We start from the raw sequence: 2591 nt of genomic DNA, 5'->3' as shown, positions 1-2591 counted from the left end.
CGCATCGCCCGCCCTCGACGCGGAGCTGGAGCTGCTGTCCGGGCTGCACGAGCCGCTGCCGTTCGCCGTGCCCCGCGCCGCCGGCAGCGTCGTGCTGCCCGAGGGCGGGCGATGCGTGGTCTCGCACGAGCTGCCCGGCCAGCCCCTGCACCCGGAGGACCTGCGGCCCGGGCCCGGCCTGGCGCGCTCGGTGGGCACCGGCCTGGCCGCCCTGCACCAGATCGACACGGCCGTCTTCGCCGACGCCGGCGTGCCCGTGTACGACGCGGAGGAGTACCGCCGCCGGCGCCTGTCCGAGCTGGACCGCGCCGCGGCCACCGGGCACGTGCCCCCGCGGCTGCTGACCCGCTGGGAGGTGCTCATGGAGGACGTCGCGCGCTGGCGCTTCGCCGCCACCCCCGTGCACGGCGACCTCGTGGGCGAGCACGTGCGCACCGACGGGACCGCGATGACCGGCATCACCGGCTGGGTGGACGCCAAGGTCGCCGACCCCGCCGACGACTTCGCCTGGCTGGCCGTCGGCGCCGACCCCGACGCGCTGGAGTCCGTGCTGGAGGCCTACGCCCACGCCCGCCACGACCCCCTGGACCCCGACCTGCTGGTGCGCGCCCGCCTGGCCGGCGAGCTCGCCCTGGCGCGCTGGCTGCTGCTGGGCCTGCGCACCGAGGACGAGGAGGTCGTCGAGGACGCCCGGCGGATGCTCGACGACCTCGACGCCCACGCCGACGCCGTGCCGCTGGGGAGCTGAGCACCGCCGTGCGGCACCTGCGCCTGGCCTCCCTCAACGCCGCCTCCGGGCGCGACGTGGCCACCGGCCGCATCGACACCGACCGCCTTGCCGCCGCCGTCGCCGCCCTGGGCGCCGACGTGGTCGCCGTGCAGGAGGTCGACCACCTGCTGCCGCGCAGCGGCGGCGCCGACCAGACCGCCGTGCTGGCGCGCGCCTGCGGCGTCACCCGCGGCGGGTCCCGCTTCGCCGCCACCGTGCACGGCACCCCCGGCTCCCCCGACACCTTCCGCCCCGCGGCGGCCACCGTGCCCGGCGAGCCGTCCTACGGCGTGGCGCTGCTGTCGCGGCTGCCGGTGCTGGAGTGGCGCGAGCTGCGCATGAGCGGCAGCGCCGCCCGCCTGCCGCTGGTGCTGCCGCCCGGGGCCGGCAGGCGGCTGCGCCTGGTGCCCGACGAGCCGCGCGCGGTGCTCGCCGCCGTCGTCGACGCGCGCGCCCCCGGCGCGGGCGGTGCCCGGCCCGTCAGCGTGCTGAGCACCCACCTGTCCTTCTCACCGCTGCGCGCGGTGGGGCAGCTGCGCGAGGTGCGCCGCTGGGCGGCGGACCTGCCGCGGCCGCTGGTGCTGCTGGGCGACCTGAACCTGCCGCCCGGCGTCACCGGCCGCGCCCTGCCGTGGCGGCCGCTGGTGGCGGGGGCGACGTTCCCCTCCCCCGCCCCGCGCGTGCAGCTGGACCACGCCCTGGCCGACGGGCTGCACGGTCCCGCGAGCGGGCGGGTGGAGCGCGTGGGCGGCAGCGACCACCGCGGGCTGGTCGTCGACCTGCAGGTGTGAGCCGGGCCCCCACCGGGGCCGGTGGCGCCGGGCGGTCTCAGCCGGCGGGCGCCGCGGGGCCCTCGAAGCCCGCGGCGTCCCAGCGCGCGGCGCGCAGGTCCACCCGCACCTGGGCGGGGTCGGCGTCGTCGCGGCGCAGCGGCACGGCCTCGGCGCGCCAGCGCTGCACCGCGCGCGCGGCCAGCGGCGGGGCCGCGCTGCCGTCGGCGCGCAGCACGCGCCACCACGGCACGTGCGAGCCGAAGCGGCGCAGCACGTCGCCCACGAAGCGCGGGCCGCGGTCGCCGACGAGCTCGCCGACGTCGCCGTAGGTCAGCACGCGCCCGGGCGGGATCGCCTCGACGACCTCCAGGACCTCCTCGGCGCGCGCGGGCAGCGCGTGCGGGGCTCCGGCGCGGCTCAGGGGTGGGGCCAGGGGTTGGGCAGGGCCCCGTCCAGGCCCTTGGTCTGCTGCATCATCACCGGCGCGCGCCGGCCGGCGCCGGGGTTGGGCTCGTGGCCGTGGCCGAGCAGGTGGCCCACCTCGTGGCTGACGACGTACTGGCGGTACCCGGTGCGGTCCTCGCCGTAGTCGGGGACGGCCTCGACCCACCGGTACCAGGTGAGCACGGCCGCGTCGCCGGTGCGGCACGACAGGGTGCCCATCGTGCGCAGCGGCCGGCACAGGGCCGCGGAGGTGTCCGGGGTGGCCAGCACCAGGCGCAGCTCGGCGTCGCCGTCGGTGCGCGCGAAGCTCGTCGTCCCGCCGGCGCCCCAGCCGCGGGGGTCGTTGAGCACGCCGAGCGCGAAGTCGGCGAAGCGCACCGGGTCCACCAGGCCGGCCGCGGCGAGGTCGCGCTCGACCTCCACGCGCAGGGTGCGCACCCGCGCGGAGCCCGGCGCCGGGGAGGAGCCCGGCACGACGTCCAGCTCCCCGCCGCCGCTGCGCGGCACCTGGCGCAGCAGCACGCCCGCGGCCAGGTCCGCCCCGGTGAGCCCGTCCGGCAGCGCCGGGGTCGGCGTGGCGCTGGCCGGCGCGGGCTGCTCGGGCC

General features: G+C 79.8%; 4 protein-coding genes. 2 read left to right on the top strand and 2 right to left on the bottom strand.

Going from position 1 to position 2591, the window contains the following annotated elements:
- Nucleotides 1–748, top strand: a 748-nt coding sequence (locus GTR00_RS18645; protein ID WP_166613063.1) for a phosphotransferase, incomplete at its 5' end; no start/stop codon positions are given.
- 8 nt (nt 749–756) lie between these two features.
- Nucleotides 757–1560, top strand: coding sequence for an endonuclease/exonuclease/phosphatase family protein (locus tag GTR00_RS18640; protein ID WP_166613062.1), 804 nt, complete (start codon nt 757–759; stop codon nt 1558–1560).
- Nucleotides 1561–1597: 37 nt separating this feature from the next.
- Here the strand turns inward: GTR00_RS18640 and GTR00_RS18635 are convergent, their stop codons facing one another.
- Both GTR00_RS18635 and GTR00_RS18630 read right to left on the bottom strand, forming a co-directional pair.
- Nucleotides 1598–1879, bottom strand: coding sequence for an MGMT family protein (locus GTR00_RS18635; RefSeq protein ID WP_407659733.1), 282 nt, complete (start codon nt 1877–1879; stop codon nt 1598–1600).
- Nucleotides 1880–1959: 80 nt separating this feature from the next.
- On the bottom strand, nt 1960–2591 hold a 632-nt coding region (locus GTR00_RS18630), incomplete at its 5' end, for a DUF3152 domain-containing protein (RefSeq protein WP_166613061.1).

The sequence above is a fragment of the Kineococcus indalonis genome, from assembly GCF_009906395.1.
GTDB classification, from domain to species: Bacteria; Actinomycetota; Actinomycetes; order Actinomycetales; family Kineococcaceae; genus Kineococcus; species Kineococcus indalonis.
Note: the sequence above shows the minus strand (reverse complement) of the source record. Positions and strands in the feature narration are given on the sequence as shown.